The 16,899-nt window shown below is 68.5% G+C and carries 13 protein-coding genes; 5 read left to right on the top strand and 8 right to left on the bottom strand.

What is annotated here, in order from left to right; translation table 11 throughout:
* Positions 1-96 precede the first annotated feature (96 nt).
* Entirely contained in the window at positions 97-3,081 is a 2,985-nt protein-coding gene (locus AMK34_RS30230; RefSeq protein WP_073847581.1) for a PQQ-dependent sugar dehydrogenase, read from the top strand.
* Positions 3,082-3,125: 44 nt separating this feature from the next.
* On the opposite strand, the gene AMK34_RS30225 is transcribed toward AMK34_RS30230, so the two are convergent.
* From AMK34_RS30225 to AMK34_RS30205, 5 genes are all read right to left on the bottom strand, one after another.
* Positions 3,126-3,932 carry an ABC transporter permease gene (locus tag AMK34_RS30225; protein ID WP_037331945.1) on the bottom strand — a complete coding sequence of 269 codons (807 nt, stop codon included), beginning with the start codon at positions 3,930-3,932 and terminating at the stop codon, positions 3,126-3,128.
* Between the two features lie 9 nt (positions 3,933-3,941).
* Positions 3,942-4,826 carry an ABC transporter permease gene (locus tag AMK34_RS30220; protein WP_038518829.1) on the bottom strand — a complete coding sequence of 295 codons (885 nt, stop codon included), beginning with the start codon at positions 4,824-4,826 and terminating at the stop codon, positions 3,942-3,944.
* A gap of 76 nt (positions 4,827-4,902) precedes the next feature.
* Positions 4,903-6,108 carry an ABC transporter substrate-binding protein gene (locus tag AMK34_RS30215; RefSeq protein WP_073847580.1) on the bottom strand — a complete coding sequence of 402 codons (1,206 nt, stop codon included), beginning with the start codon at positions 6,106-6,108 and terminating at the stop codon, positions 4,903-4,905.
* 28 nt (positions 6,109-6,136) lie between these two features.
* Positions 6,137-7,231, bottom strand: coding sequence for an ABC transporter ATP-binding protein (locus AMK34_RS30210; RefSeq protein ID WP_073847639.1), 1,095 nt, complete (start codon positions 7,229-7,231; stop codon positions 6,137-6,139).
* A gap of 20 nt (positions 7,232-7,251) precedes the next feature.
* Positions 7,252-8,673: a gamma-aminobutyraldehyde dehydrogenase gene (locus tag AMK34_RS30205; protein ID WP_038518833.1), complete on the bottom strand. Its 1,422-nt coding sequence runs from the start codon at positions 8,671-8,673 to the stop codon at positions 7,252-7,254.
* Positions 8,674-8,830: 157 nt separating this feature from the next.
* Here AMK34_RS30205 and AMK34_RS30200 point away from each other — a divergent pair, with 157 nt between their 5' ends.
* Both AMK34_RS30200 and AMK34_RS30195 read left to right on the top strand, forming a co-directional pair.
* The gene (locus AMK34_RS30200) at positions 8,831-9,574 is read left to right on the top strand and encodes a FadR/GntR family transcriptional regulator (protein WP_038518834.1); all 744 of its coding nucleotides are present in this window, start codon (positions 8,831-8,833) and stop codon (positions 9,572-9,574) included.
* Positions 9,575-9,606: 32 nt separating this feature from the next.
* Positions 9,607-10,341, top strand: a complete 735-nt coding sequence (locus AMK34_RS30195) for a cache domain-containing protein (protein ID WP_038524363.1) — start codon at positions 9,607-9,609, stop codon at positions 10,339-10,341.
* Here the strand turns inward: AMK34_RS30195 and AMK34_RS30190 are convergent.
* Complete coding sequence (locus AMK34_RS30190) at positions 10,325-11,794, bottom strand: PucR family transcriptional regulator (protein WP_073847638.1); 1,470 nt, start codon at positions 11,792-11,794, stop codon at positions 10,325-10,327. The genes AMK34_RS30195 and AMK34_RS30190 overlap by 17 nt on opposite strands.
* A gap of 110 nt (positions 11,795-11,904) precedes the next feature.
* Between AMK34_RS30190 and gabT the strand changes: the two genes are divergently transcribed.
* Entirely contained in the window at positions 11,905-13,236 is a 1,332-nt protein-coding gene (gene gabT, locus AMK34_RS30185; protein ID WP_073847637.1) for a 4-aminobutyrate--2-oxoglutarate transaminase, read from the top strand.
* Positions 13,233-14,663: an aldehyde dehydrogenase family protein gene (locus AMK34_RS30180; protein WP_073847579.1), complete on the top strand. Its 1,431-nt coding sequence runs from the start codon at positions 13,233-13,235 to the stop codon at positions 14,661-14,663. The genes gabT and AMK34_RS30180 overlap by 4 nt, the downstream gene beginning before the upstream one ends.
* A gap of 39 nt (positions 14,664-14,702) precedes the next feature.
* Here the strand turns inward: AMK34_RS30180 and AMK34_RS30175 are convergent, their stop codons facing one another.
* Together AMK34_RS30175 and AMK34_RS30170 are read right to left on the bottom strand one after the other, a co-directional pair.
* Positions 14,703-15,464, bottom strand: a complete 762-nt coding sequence (locus AMK34_RS30175; protein ID WP_038518844.1) for a helical backbone metal receptor — start codon at positions 15,462-15,464, stop codon at positions 14,703-14,705.
* A complete protein-coding gene (locus AMK34_RS30170) occupies positions 15,461-16,870 on the bottom strand; it encodes an RNB domain-containing ribonuclease (RefSeq protein WP_073847578.1) in 1,410 nt (469 codons plus the stop codon). The genes AMK34_RS30175 and AMK34_RS30170 overlap by 4 nt, the downstream gene beginning before the upstream one ends.
* Positions 16,871-16,899: the final 29 nt, after the last annotated feature.

Here is a 16,899-nt window from a genome sequence, read left to right as displayed (position 1 = left end):
GTTGAGTCATGCCGCGTCCGCGGCACATCTTCGCCCTGGGCACGCGCGCGATCCGACGCCTTCTGGAGCTCTCTTCCTCCGAAGAAAGCAGGTCCGATGCGCACTCGAAGATCCATCGCCGCCGCGACGGCGATCTTGACCGCTCTCGGCGTCACAGTCGTCACGGCACCTGTCGCCGCGGCGGCGCCGGTACTGCCCGCCGGGTTCGTCTTGACCGATACGCCGACCGGGCAACCGGCCGGTGACCTGACCGACGTGGCCTATCTGCCTGACGGCGGCGTCCTCACGACCGGCAGGCACGGCTCCGTACGCTGGACGCCGAAGGGCGGACAGCCGAGTGAAATCGCGTCGATCCCGGTCTACACCGGGGGTTCACTCGGTTTGACGAGTATCGCGGTGGCCCCGGATTTCGCCACCAGCCGAACGATCTACACCGCGCGAGCACTGTCGAACGGCGGCGGCCGGGCCTTCCGCGTCAGCCAATGGCAAGTGCAGGGAACGGACGCGCCGACCGGGCTCACCGACGAAAGACCGGTACTTCAGATCCCCGCGAACTCCGACAGCCGGGGCATCCAGGATCTCGCCGTCGATCCGTCGGGCGGAGTGCTCTGGATCGCGGTCGGCGACAACGCCGCCGACCAGGCACCCGGAACCGCCACCAAGGACACCGTGGACAAGTTCGCGCTGCGCGCGCTGGACCCGGGTCAGCCGACCGGCAAGATCCTGCGGGTCACCCCCAACGGCGTCGGCGTCGGAAGCAATCCCTTCTACGACATGGCCACGCCGGATTCGTGGCGCAGCCGCAACTATCTCAGCGGACTCCGGGATCCGCGGATCACGCTCGACCAGCGTGGCGGAATCGTGGTCACGGACAACGGATGGGCGGCCCGGGACGAGGTGAACATCGCCCTGCCTGGCCAGAACCAGAAATGGCCGTGCTGGGAAGGAACCGGCAAGACACCCGGTTACCGCGACCTGGCCGAGTGCGGCAACGTGCTGAACACCGCACCACTGACGGAAACGGCACGCCAGACGAACGGCGACATTCTCGGTGGGGTCTTCTACGCCGGTACGTCGTACCCGGAGCCCTACCGTGCACGGCATTTCGTGGCGGACAAAGGCGCGGGCACGCTGTCGACGCTGAGGTTCGACAGCGCCGGCAAGGTGGTCGATCAGCCCGCGGTTCTCGCATCCGGGATCGGCAATCCCGCCGCCCTCGCGACCGCGCCCAACGGGGACATCGTGGTGGCGGACGCGAGCACGTCGACCCTACGGCGGCTGAGCTACCTTCCGGCCAACAAGGCTCCTGTGGCCTCCTTTGACGTCACCATCGAACCCGGCACCCGCACGGTGCGGTTCGACGCGAGCGCTTCGACCGACCCGGACTTCGACAACCTCGGCTACGAATGGGACTTCGGCGACGGCGATACCGGAACCGGACGCGTCGTGTCCCACGTCTACGACACCGCGGCCGAGAAGGTGACCGTCACCCTGACCACAAAGGACAGCCACGGGACGGCGACGAGCACGACCCAGTCTGTCACCCCCGGCACCGCCGGTCCGACGGTCACGATGTCCTCGCCGGGGCCGGACGCGCGTTTCCAAGCGGGCGAGTCGATCAGGTTGACGGCGAAGGCGACCGATCCCGTCGACGGGTGGCGCAACGTCTACTGGACGGCGGAGCAGGTGATCTGCCCGGTTCAGGACAGCTGCACGACCAGCGTGCGCACCGGGTCGGATGAGATCTTCTCGCTGGTTTACCCGCGGGACAACGACAGCAAGATCATCATCACCGCGTACGCGACCAGCAGCCGAGGTGTCGTGAGCAGGGAGCGGTACGTCGCCCTGCCGCGGCTGGCGAGGGTCTCGATCGGTGGGTCGCGGGAGGCCCGATTCGATGTGGGCGACGGTCAGGGCCAAGCCGTCGACAGGTGGGTGACCGTCGGTTCCGGGGTCTCGGTCACCGCACCGTCGACTGCGTTCGACGGAGCGCCGTTCACCCGGTGGGCAGACAACTCCAGTACGTCGCCGAAGCGCGAGTTCATAGTGCTCCCGGGCGAAACGCAACTACGTGCCGATTACCAGTCGCCCATCGAGAAGCGCTACGCCGAAGACGCCCCACTTCAGGGAAGACTGGGTCCCGCAACGGGGATCGAGGTCATCGAAGCCGGTGTTCATTGGCGTCCTTACGCCAGTGGCCGTCTCTACTGGACACCGAGGACCGGTGTGACCGCCGTTTCCGGCGCGATCCACGAAAAGTACGTCGCGCTTGGCGCGCATGCCTTCCTCGGAGTCCCGAGCACGGACGAAGCCGCGGGTAAAACGACCTACGGTCGCTTCAACCAGTTCGAGGGCGGCCCCGCGACCGGCGCCGGGACGATCTATTGGGAACCAGGCTTCGGCGCGGTGGCGATCTATGGCCCCGTCCGCGACAAATGGCTCGAGACCGGAGCGGAGGGCGGTCTGCTCGGTCCCCCGACCACCGATCAAGCGACGACACCGGACGGGACCGGTCGGTACAGCCACTTCGCCGGTTCGTCGATCTACTGGACGGCCGCGACCGGAGCGCACTACATCAAGGGCGAGATCAGGAACAAGTGGCGGGCACTCGGCTGGGAAAGGTACTTCGGTTACCCCACCACAGACGAGAGCGGGACTCCGGACGGTGTGGGCAGATACAACCACTTCAGCCAGGCCGGATCGATCTATTGGACGCCGTCGACAGGCGCCTACGAAGTCCACGGGTTGATCCGCGCGCGGTGGTCGGCGATCGGCTGGGAGAACGGAGTCGGCTATCCCATCACCGACGAGACGTGGACACCTGGCAACACCGGCAAGTACAACCACTTCCGCCAGGGCGGCTTCGATCACTCGATCTACTGGCGTGCGGGAACGAACGTCGCCTGGGAGGTCAAGGGATTGATCCGGCTGCGCTGGCGGGACCTCGGCTGGCAGACGTCGTACCTCGGCTTCCCGATCAGTGGCGAGTACAACACGCCGACGGGTAAGCGCAGCGACTTCCAGTACGGCTACATCACCTACAACGGATCGACGGGAGCGATCGAAGACCGTCGGTACTGAGTGAAAACGCCGGTGCGGCCCGCAAAGGGTCGCACCGGCGTTGTCTAAAGCCGTCCGCCCGACGTCGTGTCGCCGGAAAGCCGTTGCGCCAGATAGACGGGCACCGTCGAGGCCAGGATCAGCACCGCCGCCACGACGTTGACGATCGGGGCCTGGTTCGGCCGGAACAGGTTGTTCAGGATCCAGATCGGCAGGGTCTCCAACCCGGTCCCGAGGGTGAACGTCGTGACGATGATTTCGTCGAACGACAGCGCGAAGGCGAGCAGACCGCCGGCCAGCAGGGCCGACCGCAGCATCGGGAAGGTCACCAGCCGGAACGTCGTGAGCCCGTCGGCGCCGAGGTCCATCGACGCCTCTTCGAGGTTGCCGCCCATCCGCCGCAGGCGGGCGACGACGTTGTTGAACACCACCACGATGCAGAAGGTCGCGTGCGCGACGATCGCGGTGAACAGGCCGAGGTCGATGCCGAGGATCGTGCGGAAGGCGTTGTTCAGCGCGATACCGGTGACGATACCGGGCAGCGCGATCGGCAGGATGATCAGCAGCGACACCTGGTTGCGGCCGAAGAAACGGTACTTCTGCAGCGCGAAGGCCGCCATCGTGCCGAGTACCAGGGCAATCGCGGTCGCCGCGAGTCCTGCTTGGACACTCGTGCCGAGCGCGTTGAGCGCGCCTTCGTTCTCCGCGGCCCGGCTCCACCATTCGAGGGTGAAGCTCGACGGCGGCCAGCCGAAGGTGGTGTCCGCGTTGAAGGAGTTGAGCAGGACCACCAGCAGCGGGAAGTAGATGACGCCGAGGCCGAGCACGAGCGCGGCCAGCAGCAGGTATTTGGTCGTCCGGGAAAGCCGCATCGCGCGCTCCTACAGGTTGTCCAGCGCGCCCGTGCGGCGCACGGCGGCGAGGTAGGCGAGCATGATCACCACGGGCACGGTCGCGACGGTCGCCGCGAACGGCAGGTTGTTGGCCGCGCCGATGTTGTCGTAGACGACGTTGCCCAGCATCTGCGACGTGCCGCCGACGATCTTCACCGCGATGTAGTCGCCCAGCGACAACGAAAACGTGAAGATCGAGCCGGCGACGACGGCCGGGAAGGTCACCGGAAGCACCACCGAGCGGAACGTCCGGAACGGCCGGGCGCCGAGGTCGCCCGAGGCGTCCACCAAGGAGTTCGGCAGCCGTTCGAGGCCCGCGTAGATCGGCAGGATCATGTACGGAAGCCAGAGATACGACAGTGTGATCACGGTCGCGAGCACGCCGTAGCCGGGGGTGTCGAGGCCGAACGGGTTGAGCAGCCAGTGCAGAACCCCGTTGCCCGACAACATGGTCCGCCACGCGTAGGCCTTCACCAGGTAGCTCGCCCACAGCGGAGTCATGACGGCGATCACCAGGAGCCGCCGTGCCCTGGGTGAGGCGAATTTGGCCATGTAGAACGCCATCGGGAAGGCGATGATCGCGGTGACCACCGTGACCAGCGCAGCGATCCCGACGGTCCGGAGGGTGATCGTGCGGTACACCGCGTCGCTGAACAGGGTGACGAAGTTGTTCAGCGACCACTCGGTCACGACCTGGCCGGTGAAGACGTCGGTGCTCCAGAACGCGGTCACGAACAACGCGGCCAGCGCGCCGAGGTAGGCGAGGCCGAGCCACAGCATCGGCGCGGAGAGCAGGATTCCCAGGCGCAGCTTGGGTTTGCGGTACAGGTAGGCGGAGGCTTTCCGCCTCGGTGAATCGAGGGTGGTCGTCATCGTCTCCACCAGGTGTGGGATGGGACCGGAAGCGGCCGGCGTGGGGGGCCCACCGGCCGCTCCCGGAGTCGGGAGGTCAGCCCTTGATCTCGGTCCAGGCGCGGGTCCACTCGCCGTAGTCCTTGCACTTGACGTCGGTGCGGCCGTCGAGGCACTGCGTGATCGGCGTCGTCCAGTACTGGATCTTCGAGGCGTACGCGGCGTCGCCGGCGTGGTAGGTCTCGCAGTGCTTCTTGTCCTTGGTTTCGGCGCACGCCTTCGGGTTCGAGGGCGATTCACCGAAGTACTCGGCGACCTGGGCGTTCGCCTTCGGGCTGACGATGTGGTTCAGCCACTTGTAGGAGCACGTCTTGTGCGGGGACTTCGCGCCCACCATCCAGGTGTCCGACCAGCCGGTCGCGCCTTCGGACGGCAGCACGGACTCGACCGGCGCGCCCTCGCTCTTGGTCAGGTTCACCGTCACCTGCCAGGCGGTGCCGACGACGGCGTCGCCGCTCTTGAGCGCCTGGCTTTCCTTCAGGTAGTCCGACCAGTACTCCCCCACCATCGGGCGCTGCTGCTTGAGCAGGTCGACGGCGGCCTGGAACTGCTTGTCGTCCAAGGCGTACGGGTTCTTGATCCCGAGTTCGGGCTTGTGCGTCTGCAGGTACAGCGCGGCGTCGGCGATGTAGATCGGCGAGTCGTAGGCCGAGATCTTGCCCTTGTACGGGCTGTTCGCGTCGAACATGACCGACCACGACGTCGGCGCCGGGGTCACCTTGTCCGTGCGCCAGGTGAGCAGGTTCGCTCCCCAACCGTGCGGCACGCCGTAGGACACATTGTTGACGCTGTTCCAGGGGCGGTTCTTGAGGAAGTCGAAGACGTCGGCGTAGTTCGGGACGAGCGCGGTGTTCACCGGTTCGACGTCGCCGGACGCGATGAGCCGCAGCGAAGCGTCACCGGAGGCGGAGATGACGTCGTACTGTCCGGTCTTCATCAGGCTCACGGCCTCGTCGGAGGTGCCGAACGCCTTGACGTTGACCTTGCAACCGGTCTCCTTTTCGAAGCCGGTGACCCAGTCGACGGCCGGGTCGTTGGAGCCGTTCTCCGCGTAGCCGGGCCAGGCCAGCACGTTGACCTGGCCTTCCGGCTGGCCGAGCTGCGCGAGCGCGTCGAGCTTCGGCGGGGTGAACCCCTGTCCGCCGGGCGCGGCGGCGGTCGAACTGGATCCGGACGTTCCGCAGGCGGCCACGAGCAGGCCGGCGCCGAGCAGGCCGGCGAGCGCGAGTTTCCTGTTCTTCATTGAACAACCTTTCGGTACAGGGGGAGAACTAACCGGCTTCGGGGACGCGGAAGCTGTGTTCGTGCCGCCAGCTCAGGCGGACACGGCCGCCTTCGAAGTCCGCGGGTTCGGCGGTGTTCTGCCGGACCACGGAGAGCTGGCCACCGGCGTCGAGCGTGACCTCGTAGCGCACGGTCGCACCGGCGTAGACGGTGTTGGTGACGGTGCCGGTGGCGCTGGTCTCGCCGACCTCGGCGGATTTCGAGAGATCGGCGTCGATGCGGATCTTCTCGGGGCGGATGCTGAACACACCGGGTTTGCCGATGATGTTCTCGGCGCCGCCGCCGCTGAGCAGGTTCGAGGTGCCGACGAAACCGGCGACGAACGCCGTCGCGGGCCGCTCGTAGACCTCGACCGGTGAGCCGACCTGTTCGATGCGGCCGGCGTTGAACACCGCGATGCGGTCGCTCATCGTCAACGCCTCGTCCTGGTCGTGGGTGACGAAGATGAAGGTGATGCCGACCTCGCGCTGGATCTGCTTCAGCTCGGTCTGCATGGTGTGGCGCAGTTTCAAGTCAAGCGCGCCGAGCGGTTCGTCGAGCAGGAGCACCTTCGGCCGGTTGACCAGTGCCCTGGCGAGGGCGACCCGCTGCCGTTGGCCGCCGGAGAGCTGGTCGGGTTTGCGTTCCCCGAACTCGCCGAGCCGGACGGTGTCGAGGGCTTCCTTCGCGCGTTGACGGCGCTCCGCGCGAGGGACGCGTTTCACCCGGAGGCCGTACTCGACGTTCTGCCGCACGGTCATGTGCGGGAAGAGCGCGTAGTCCTGGAAGACGGTGTTGACGTCGCGGTCGAAGGGCGCGAGGCGGCTGACGTCGCGGCCGTGGAGTTCGATCGTGCCCGACGTCGGGAGTTCGAAGCCGGCGATCATGCGGAGCACGGTCGTCTTGCCGGAACCGGACGGGCCGAGCATCGAGAAGAACTCGCCGGGCGGGATGTCGAGGTCGACGCCGTCGACCGCGTGGACCTGGCCGAACTCCTTGCGCAGCCCGCGCAGCCGGATGGCCGGAATGTCGTCTCCACCTGCGGAAGTGATAGCAAAGGTCCCTTGCTCCCCCGCGGCGGCGGTGGGCGCTTGATGAGGCATGGCGTGCCTTTCGGTGGTCGTCACAGCGCGCTCATCACGTGCTTGACGCGGGTGTAGTCCTCGAGGCCGTAGAGCGAGAGGTCCTTGCCGTAGCCGGACTTCTTGAAGCCGCCGTGCGGCATTTCGGCGACCAGCGGGATATGCGTGTTGATCCACACGCAGCCGAAATCGAGCTTCCCGGCCAGCCGCATCGCCCGCTGGTGGTCGGTGGTCCACACCGACGACGCGAGCGCGTACTCGACGCCGTTGGCCGCGGCGAGCGCTTCGGCTTCGGTCTCGAAGCGCTGCACGGTGATGACCGGGCCGAAGATCTCCGTCTGGCTGATCTCGTCGTCCTGGCGGACTCCGGAGATCACCGTCGGTTCGTAGAAGTAACCCTCGTCCCCATGCCGTTTACCTCCACAGTGGACCATCGCGTGCGAGGGCAGCCGGTCGACGAAACCGGCGACCCGGTCGAGCTGGGCGGCGTTGTTGAGGGGACCGTAGCTGACCGACGTGTCATCGGGCTTGCCGGTGGTGGTCGCCCGCGCCTGCCTGGTGAGAGCCGCGACGAAGGTGTCGTGGACCTCGTCGGCGACCAGGACACGCGTCGCCGCCGTACAGTCCTGGCCCGCGTTGAAGTAGCCGGCGGCGGCGATACCTTCTGCGGCCGCTTCGATGTCGGCGTCCGCGAAGACGACTACGGGCGCTTTACCGCCGAGTTCGAGGTGTACGCGCTTAACGTCCTTCGCGGCCGAAGCGGCGACTTCGATCCCGGCTCGCACGGAACCGGTGATGGACACCATCGCGGGGATCTCGTGCTCGACGAGCGCCCGCCCGGTTTCGCGGTCGCCGCAGATCACGTTGAGTACGCCGGGTGGCAGGAATTCGGCGCAGATCTCGGCGAAGAGAAGGGTCGACGCGGGCGTCGTGTCGGCCGGTTTGAGCACCACGGTGTTCCCCGCGGCGAGCGCGGGCGCGATCTTCCAGACCGCCATGAGGAGCGGATAGTTCCACGGCGTAACCTGCGCGCACACGCCGATCGGTTCTCGGCGGACGAAAGAGGTATGTCCTTCCATGTACTCGCCCGCCGACCGTCCTTCGAGGACACGCGCGGCCCCCGCGAAGAACCGCAACTGGTCGACGATCATCGGCAGTTCTTCGGCCGCGGTGAGCGCGACCGGCTTGCCGGTGTTCGCCGATTCGACGAGGACGAGGCCGTCCGCGCGAGCCTCGACGGCGTCCGCGATCTTCAGCAGCGCGAGCTGGCGCTGCGCGGGTGTGGTCTCGCGCCAGGTTTCGAAGGCGGCGGCCGCGACCTTGAGCGCGCGGTCGACGTCTTCGGGGCCGGCGACGGCGGCGGTGCAATACGGGCGGCCGGTGACGGGATCGACGACGTCGGCGACCTTGCCCGACGCGGATCCGGTGTACTCACCGCCGATGAAGTGCTTCAACTGCTGCACGAGACCTCCAGGGGCCTGGTGGCGTGAGGTGGTAGCAAAGGTCCCTTGCTCCCTTGTGGGGCGGCGCGGGGCTAAAACATATAAGTCCATAGGTTAAATGACAAGACGATGGTGCAAGATTGGTTCCATCGGGTAGCGGTACGGGCGAAGGGCCACCATGCGTAAGGGGATGTCGCACAGCGCGCGATCAGCGATGTTCGCTCCGCTCGACCAGATCGGCCGGGCGGAAGCGGTCACCTCGCGGCTGGTCGACGCCATCACGCTCGGGCTGCTGGCCGATTCGGAACAGCTGCCGAGCGAAGCCGAGCTGGCCGCCCAGTTCGGCGTCTCCACCGTGACGGTTCGCGAAGCGCTCGTGGCCTTGCGACAGCAGGGCCTTGTCGAGACGCGACGCGGCCGAGGCGGTGGAAGCTTCGTGAAGACGCCTGCCAACCCTTCGGCCGCTTCGTGGCGAGAGCGCCTTCGCACGGTCTCGCTGTCCGAGCTTCGCGACGTCGGCGATCACTACCTCGCCATCGCGGGCGCGGCGGCCAAACTCGCCGCCGAGCGGAGTTCGCCCGAAGACATCGAGCGGCTCGAACTGGCGACCGAGGACATCCGCACCGCCACCGGCGCGGAAGCGTCGCGCGCCGAGCGCCAGTTCCATCTCGAAGTCGCCGCGGCCGCCCAATCGCCGCGGCTGACCAGGGAAGAAGTGCAGTTGCAGAGCGAACGTGGTGGTTTGCTGTGGCTTCCGCTCGAGCCGCACGGCACCCGCGAGAACGCCTACGCCGAACACCGCGCGATCGCCGCCGCCATCGCACAGGGCGACGGCGAGCTGGCCAGGAAGCTCACCGAGGAGCACATCCTCGAAGCGATAGACCGGCTGGCGGACGTGCATTTAGACCTTCTGGCCCCTTAAGCTGCGACATCCGCGCATCCGAGGTGAGCATCGTGAACGACACACCGTCCGCCGGTTCCGAGGTCGTCGAACAGGTATCCGCCCTGGTCGAGGACGTCTTCGGTCGGCTGAAGCCGGTACTGACCGGCGCCGAGGGGCTCCTGGCCGCATCCGCCGATGCCACCGCGGAAGACCTGACCCGTCTCCGGCCGCAGGTCTTCGAGGTCCTCGGCGGCCTGGTCGTGGGCGCCGGGTTCATCAGCGCACCGAACGCGCTGGCCGATCAGGAATTCGGCTTCGAATGGTGGACCGAGACCGGCGACGCCGAGCCGGTGCAGCTGGTCATCAGCCTCGATCCGGACAGCGAGAACTTCCTGGACTACACCCGGCAGTCGTGGTTCACCGTCCCGCGTGACACGGGCCGCCGCCACATCAACGGCCCGTACGTCGATTACCTCTGCACCGACGAATACACGCTGACCTTCACCGTGCCCGTCCAGCGCGACGGGGCCTTCGCGGGCGTCGTCGGCGCGGACATCTACGTGCGCGAGGTCGAGCGCCTGCTGCAGCCGAAGCTGCGCGCCCTCGGCGGCCGCGCGGCGCTGGTCAACGCGCAGGGCAGGGTGATCGTGTCGAACAACGCGCGGCAGGCGACGGGATCGCTGGTCCGCGAGGTCGACGTCCCGGCGTGGTGGTCCGCCGGCGCGGAGCCGGTCACGACGGAGACCGGCGCACAGCTGCGGCGCTGCGGGGACTCGCCGATCGCCTTGGTCAGGTCCGAGCGCTGACCTGCAGCGCCAGCCAGAATTCGGCGCGCACGCCAGGGGAATCGAGGTCTCGGCCGGTGAGTTCGGCGACCTTGCGCATGCGGTTGCGCAGGGTGTGCCGGTGGACGCCGAGCCGCGCGGACGCCAGATCCCAGTGACCGTGGTGTTCGAGCCAGCAGGTAAGTGAGGCAACCAGCTCCCCCCTGCCGGTTTCGTCATGATGCCGCAGCGGGGCCAGCAAGCTGTCCGAAAACGCTTGCGCCGCTTGGGAATCGACGATCTCCAGGAAACCACGCCCGGCGTGTTCGGCGAACCGGACCAGCGGGGATCGTTCGGCCTTCGCCGCTTCCGCCGCCTGTTTCGCCTGCCGCAGCCCGACCGGGAAGTCCACAGTGGATACAGGTTCGGACAGCCCGGCGTGCAATCCGCCGATCCGGGAAGCGTGCCGGGCGACCGCCTCAACGTCGCCGACAGCGAGCACGAACGCCCCGGACTCGCCGAAGAACACCTTGTCTCCGGAAGTCTCGGCGTCGAGCGCGTCGGCGAGCGCCCGTCGCGCACTCGCCGGACCGGTGACGGCCAGCACGGACCATGGCGCTTCCGGGACACCGCCCCAGAGCGACTTCATCGTCCGCGTGGCGAGTTCGCCGTGCCCCGCGGCGAGCAGGTCGCACAGCCCGGACCTCAGCCGCCGCAGGGCTCCACTGTGCTCACGGTTCTGTTCCAGGGCAAGGGAAAGCAAGGACACCGCGGTATTGACGATATGCTGCCCGGCGGCGTCGAGCGGCTCACGGGTGCCGACGGCGAGCACACCCCGCGCGCGCGTGTCGAGCGTCTGCAGGACCACCTCGTACTCCCCCGCCACCGTCACCAGCGTGCCCGCGCGCAGCCGCGCGAAGTCGTCCTGGAGTTCGTCGGCGAAGGGCCGCGCGGAAGGCGAAGACTCGGTGACCGCACCGGACGAATCGAGCAGGATTACCCAGCCGTCGACCAGCTTCGCCAGCTTCCGCACCACTCCGCCGGGACCGCCTTTGCCGACGGCGGTCCTCGTCAGCTCCTGCTGTCCCTTGCCGGTGCGCACGAGCGAGGCGTATTCGTCGGCGGCGACCGCACGCGAAACCGCGCGCGTGATCGCGATGAACGGTGTCTTCCTCGGCACTTCCAGAACCGGGAGCCCGACCTCGTCCGCAGTGTCCACAAGGGACTGAGGAATGCTCTCATGACTGAGGCCGACTCCGAAACCGAGCCCCGCCACGCCCGCCTCGACCAGTCGCCGGATGTACCCGGGTGACGTGGTCTCGTCGAGGGCGAGACCGGTGGTCAGCAGCAGTTCGCCCCCTTCGAGGAAGGCCTGCGGATCGGTCAGTTCGGTGGGATGGACCCAGCCGATCGGCCGGTCGAGCGCCGCCTCGGCGGCACACACCCGCAGGCCGAGCGAACGTTCGCCCACGAGGGCGGCGAGGGTCAGTGCCATGTTGTCCAACTCTACGCCTCGATATCGACAAGATGTCGAGCTGACGGCGCCGGGCGCGGCTCCCATCCTGGAGGGCGACCACCGTCCCTCGCGTCCGCAGGAGTTTGGCCGTGACCGCCACCACCGCAACGCAGCGCAGGCTGCGCACCGAGATCCCCGGCCCCGCTTCGCGCGCCCTGCAGGAACGACGCGCGGCCGTCGTCGCCGCCGGTGTGAGCTCGGTGCTGCCCGTCTACGTCACCTCGGCCGAAGGCGGCCTGCTCACCGACGCCGACGGCAACGTCCTGATCGACTTCGGTTCCGGTATCGCGGTGACCAACGTCGGCCACGCCGCCCCCGCCGTCGTGGACCGCGTCCGCGAGCAGGCCGGCCGGTTCACGCACACGTGTTTCATGGTCACGCCGTACGAAGGCTACGTCGAGGTGTGCGAAGCACTCGACAAGCTGACGCCGGGTACGCACGAGAAGCGTTCGGTGCTGTTCAACTCCGGCGCCGAAGCCGTCGAGAACGCGGTGAAGATCGCCCGCGCCGCGACCGGCCGTCAGGCGGTCGTCGTGTTCGACCACGCCTACCACGGCCGCACCAACCTGACGATGGCGCTGACCGCGAAGTCCATCCCCTACAAGCACGGTTTCGGCCCGTTCGCGCCCGAGGTCTACCGCGTACCCGGCTCGTACCCGTACCGCGACGGCCTGTCCGGACCCGAGGCCGCGCGGATCGCCATCGACCGGATCGAGAAGCAGATCGGCGGCGACCAGGTCGCGGCGGTCGTGCTGGAGCCGGTGCAGGGTGAAGGCGGTTTCATCGAGCCCGCCCCCGGTTTCCTTCCCGCGCTTTCCCGCTGGTGCACCGAAAACGGTGTCGTGTTCGTCGCCGACGAGGTGCAGACCGGGTTCTGCCGCACCGGCGAGTGGTTCGCGTCCACCCACGAAGAGGTCGTGCCGGACCTGATCGCCACCGCCAAGGGCATCGCGGGCGGGTTGCCGCTCGCCGCGGTCACCGGCCGCGCGGAACTGCTCGACGCCGTCGGTCCGGGCGGGCTCGGCGGCACCTACGGCGGTAACCCGATCGCGTGCGCCGCGGCGCTCGGCTCGATCGAGATCATGCGGCAGGAGAACCTCGCGGCTTCGGCGAAGCGCATCGAGAACACGGTGCTGCCGCGGCTGCGCGCGCTGGCCGAGGAGACCGGTGTGATCGGCGACGTCCGCGGCCGCGGCGCGATGCTGGCCGCCGAATTCGTGAAGCCGGGCACCACCGAACCCGACGCCGACCTGACCAAACGCGTCGCGCAGGCCTGCCACCAGGCGGGCGTCGTCGTCCTCACCTGCGGCACCTACGGCAACGTCGTCCGCCTGCTGCCGCCGCTGTCCCTGTCCACCGAACTGCTCGAAGAGGGCCTGTCGGTCCTCGAGCACGCTGTCCGTACGGAGGCCTCCAAGTGACCACATTCCCTTACTGGGTAGCCGGAAAGCCGGTCACCAGCGACGAGACCGTCGTCGTCCGTCACTCCTTCGACGGCAGCGAGGCGGGTTCGCACCACGTTCCGTCCACTTCGGACATCGAAGCCGCGGTCCAGGCCGCGCACGACGTCCAGGACGAGTTCGCGACGCTGCCCGCGCACGTCCGGGCGGGCGCGTTGGACCACGTGTCCCGAGTTTTGGGTGAGCGGTCCGAAGAGATCGCGCGGCTGATCACCGCCGAGTCCGGCAAGCCGCTGAAGTGGGCGCGCGGCGAGATCGGGCGCGCGGCGTCGACGTTCCGCTGGGCCGCCGAGGAGGCCCGCCGGTTCTCCGGTGACCTGCAGCGGCTCGACACCGACCCCGGCGGCACCGGACGGCTCGCGCTGGTGCGCCGCGTGCCGAAGGGACCGGTGCTGGGCATCACGCCGTTCAACTTCCCGCTGAACCTGGTGGCGCACAAGGTCGCGCCGGCGATCGCGGTCGGCGCGCCGATCGTGCTCAAGCCCGCGCCCGCGACGCCGCTGACCGCGTTGCTGCTCGGCGAGATCCTCGCCGAGACCCAGCTGCCCGCCGGTAGCTGGTCGATCCTCCCGGTGAGCAACGAGGAATCGGCCAAGCTGGTGGCCGACCCGCGACTGCCGGTCGTGTCGTTCACCGGTTCCGTGCCGGTGGGCTGGGGTATCCGGGACAGCGTGCCGCGCAAACACGTCGCGCTCGAACTCGGCGGCAACGCCGCGGTGCTCGTCTGTCCTGATTGGACGGATCTGGACTTCGCGGCGCAGCGGATCGCGACGTTCGCGATGTACCAGGCCGGTCAGTCGTGCATCTCGGTGCAGCGGGTGTACGCGCACGCCGACGTCTACGAAGAGCTTCAGGCGAAGGTACTGGAGCAGGTGCGCGCGCTCGGGACCGGCAACCCGCGCACCGACGGCGTGGACGTCGGGCCGCTGATCAACACCGCGGCCGCTACCCGGGTGGAATCGTGGATCACGGCGGCGGTCGAGGCGGGCGGCGAGCTGCTGACCGGCGGCAAGCGTGACGGCGCCACCGTCGAGCCGACGGTGCTCGCGAACGTGCCCGAGGACGCGTCGGTGATGGCCGACGAGGTCTTCGGGCCGGTCGTGTCGATCACCCGGGTGGACTCGGTGGAAGACGGCGTGCGCAGGATCAACGACTCGCGTTTCGGTCTGCAGGCGGGCGTGTTCACGCGTGACCTGCCGACGGCGTTCGACGTGTCCGCGAAGCTGCGGGTCGGCGGCGTGCTCGTCGGCGACGTGCCGAGTTTCCGCGCCGACCAGATGCCCTACGGCGGGGTGAAGGACTCCGGTGTCGGCCGCGAGGGCCCGGCGTCGGCGATGGCGGACTTCACCGAGGAGCGCGTCACCGTCCTGACCGGCCTGACCCTCTGACGCCCCGCATTTCGTCCTCTGAATGCGCTACTACCGCATTCAGAGGACGAAATGCGTGAGGTGGGCGTGCGCTTCGACGAGCGAAGGGCCGTACCAGGTCAGATAGCGCCCGGAGACCAGGACGTGCTTCGCGCCGGGGAACGCTTCGGGGCCGTCGGCGTCAGTGAACTCGTAGGGCTCGTCGGGCAACACGAGCAGGTTCGCCTCTTCGGCCGCGAAGCGCGCTTGGAGCTCGTCGAGCTTCGGGCGCGGGTAACGCTCTTCGTGGTCCGCGTATACGTTGCCGATTCCGACGCGATGCAGCACGTCACCGCCGAAGGTGTCCCGGCCGAGCACGATCCACGGCTTCCGCCAGACCGGCACGACCGCGCGGAAGCGCTCCGGCACCGTCTCCCGCCAGATCTCCTCCGCTTCGACCAGCCACTCGGGCTCGGCGAGGTCGTAGGCCTGCGTCAGGATCCGCCGGATCGAGGCGAGCGCGCTGGGCACGGTCGCCGACGCCTCCATCACCCAGACCGGAATTCCGTTGGCGCGTAAGCGTTCCACATCCTCCGGCCGGTTCTCCTCGGAGTTGGCCAGCACCAGATCCGGTTCGAGTTCGAGTACCTTGTCGACGTTCGGGTACTTGGAGCCGCCCACCCGCGGGACGTCCAGATCGACCGGATGGGTGCAGTAGTCCGTCGCGCCGGCGAGCCGTCCCGGCGCGCTCACCTCGACGGCCTCGGTCAGCGACGGCACGAGCGAGACCACCCGCGACGCCGGTTCGCGCAGCGGGACCACTTCGCCGAGGTCGTCGATCATGCCCGCTCGAACGACAGTTTCCGCTTGTCGACGTCCACCGCGGTGAGCCGGACGCGGATCCGCTCGCCCTCCGGCAGCTTTTCGCCGGTGCACTTGGACATCACCGGCGGATCCTCGACCAGGATCTCGGCCTTGGTCTCCTCCGCGCGCAGCACGATCGCGCTGAACTCGCCGCCGATGTGCTCGGCCATCACCCAGACCTCGACCTGGTCGATGGTGGCGCGTTCGACCTTGGCCGCCAGCGTGTCGGACGCCGACATCTGTTCCGGCACCTCCGAAAGCGCCGCGCGCACCCACTCGGGCACTTCGCGGCCGGCGCTCACCGCGAGACAGATCTCGGTGGCGAACCGGTCGACCAGCCGCCGGATCGGCGCGGTGACATGGGCGTACGCGCCGCCGATCCCGGCGTGGGTCGTCAGGTCCGGCAGTTCGCCGTCGAACGCGGTGTACCCGGCGCCGCGCAAAAGCCTTGTGGTGTCGGCGAAAAGCGCCATGGACGCGGGCTGCCCGGGGTCGAGCGCGGCCAGGAACTCCGACACGCTCTTGCCTTCCGGCCAGTCGATGTTCAGCGCCTGCGCGGACCGGCCCAGCCATTCGACCGCCTCGGGGTCGGGCTGCGGCAGCGTGCGCAGGACGCCGATCTTCGCGTCGATCATGATCTTGGCCGCGGCCATGCCGGTGAGCAGCGAGATCTCGGCGTTCCACGCGTCGACGTCGTTGCGCGGCCGCTGGATCAGCGCCCAGCCGCCGTCGGGGTCGCCGCTGATCTCCTGCTCCGGCAGCTGCAGTTCGACCGCGCCGCGCCGGATCGCGAGCTCGCGCCGCAGGCGGCCCAGCTCGGGCAGCGCGGCGACCGAGGGGTGCGGGTCGCCCGCGTCGATGGAGGCCTGGACGGTCTCGTAGTCGAACTGCTCGGTGGACCGGACCAATGCCCGGCGGACCTTGGTCGCGGTCGGCTCGCCGTTCGCGTCGACGTCGATGGTCCACAGCACGGCGGGCCGGGTCTCCCCCGGCAGCAGGCTCGCCGCGCCCTCGGACAGCACCGGCGGATGCAGCGGGACGTTCCCGTCGGGCAGGTAGAGCGTCTGCCCGCGGCGGCGTGCCTCCTTGTCGAGCGCGCCACCCGGCGGGATGAACGCGGCCAGATCGGCGATCGCGTAGTGGACCCGGAAGCCGCCGCCGTCGACGCGTTCGATCAGCACCGCCTGGTCGAGGTCCTTGGCGCCGGGCGGGTCGATGGTGACGAAGGGCAGACCGGTGGCGTCCTCGCGTTCCCCTGCCGACTCGAGCGGGTCGACGACCGCCGCCTCCGCCTCGGCGAGCACGTCGGGCCCGAACGACTCCGGCAGCACGAACTCGGCGCGCAGGTGACCGAAGTCCCCTCCCGCCGCATGTGTCCTGATCACGAGTGGAGGCACCACCCAACCCTATCCCG

Origin of the sequence: Amycolatopsis sp. CB00013 (genome assembly GCF_001905755.1) — a bacterium.
GTDB lineage: Bacteria > Actinomycetota > Actinomycetes > Mycobacteriales > Pseudonocardiaceae > Amycolatopsis > Amycolatopsis japonica.
Note: the sequence above shows the minus strand (reverse complement) of the source record. Positions and strands in the feature narration are given on the sequence as shown.